Origin of the sequence: Verminephrobacter aporrectodeae subsp. tuberculatae At4 (assembly GCF_000193225.1) — a bacterium.
Lineage (GTDB): Bacteria > Pseudomonadota > Gammaproteobacteria > Burkholderiales > Burkholderiaceae_C > Acidovorax > Acidovorax aporrectodeae.
The window spans coordinates 1-1,142 of sequence record NZ_AFAL01000560.1 but is presented as its reverse complement, the minus strand read 5'-3'; the positions used below and the strand labels follow the sequence as shown (position 1 = coordinate 1,142).

The window sequence follows — 1,142 nt, the reverse complement described above, 5'->3', positions numbered from 1 at the left end:
ACCTTCGCCTTCAACCAGGGGGTCCTCGAATTCTCGATCAGTGACGTCGTGTTTGACGCCACCACCAGCACGCTGGGCCTGCTCACGACCACCGACAACAAAACCTGGACCGCCTCCCTCACACCCAAGGCCAACTGCAACGACGCGACCAACACCATCCGCGTCAACTTGGGCGGCGTAGCCGACCTGGGAGACACGTTCGGTACCGGCATCGCCACCAGCGCCAACTACACCGTGGACACCCAATCAGCAGACACCACGCCCCCGGCGTTCCACAGCGCCACGGTCACCGGCGACCAACTGGTGCTCAGGTACACCGAAGCGGGCACCCTGGACGCGGCCGCGCTCGCGGGCAACGCCGGCTTTGCGGTGAACACCGCCGCGGGCGCGGCGGCCATCACCGTGAGCAGCGCCGTGGTCAACGGGGTGGCCAAGACCGTGACGCTCACGCTGAGCCGCGCCGTGGCCCCGGCCGAGACGCTGACCGTCAGCTACACCAAGCCCGCGACTGGCGCCGTGGTGCAGGACGCTGCGGGCAACGACGCAGCGAACTTCAGCGAACAGGCCGTGACCCATGGCACGCCCACGGCACCATCGGGCCCCGGCCCCACGCTGGTGGCGACCGACCCGATCACGATCCGCTACGACAAACTGGGCTTTGGCAAAAGCACCACCGTCACCATCCGCTTCTCCGAAGCCATTAACGTCAGCAGTTTCACCATCGCCGACCTGACCGCGGGCGGAGGCGCGGAGCTGTCCCACCTGTACAGCACCGACGGCGGCACGACCTGGAAGGTCACGCTGTCGGCCCCGGATGCCCGTGCGATCGCCTCGAATGCCCTCCTCGCCAACGGTTCGACGGGAAACACGATCCGCGTGAACCTGGCCGAAATCACCAACCGCGCGGGCACCGCAGGGGTGGGCACAGTGGACTCCACGGTCACCTACGACATTGACGTTCAGTCCCCCAGCGTCAACACCGCCACGGTCACCGGCAACCAGCTGGTGCTCACGTACACCGAAGCGGGCAGCCTGTACGCCGCAGCGATCGCGGGCAGCGCCGGCTTTGCGGTGAACACCGCCGCGGGCGCGGCGGCCATCACCGTGCGCAGCGCCGTGGTGCACGCCACGGCCAAGACCGT

Annotated in this window: 1 protein-coding gene; it reads left to right on the top strand. The window is 68.0% G+C overall.

The window, feature by feature from the left end:
- Positions 1-48: 48 nt before the first annotated feature.
- Positions 49-1,142, top strand: a 1,094-nt coding sequence (locus VTU_RS28170) for a SwmB domain-containing protein (protein WP_236610789.1), incomplete at its 3' end; no start/stop codon positions are given.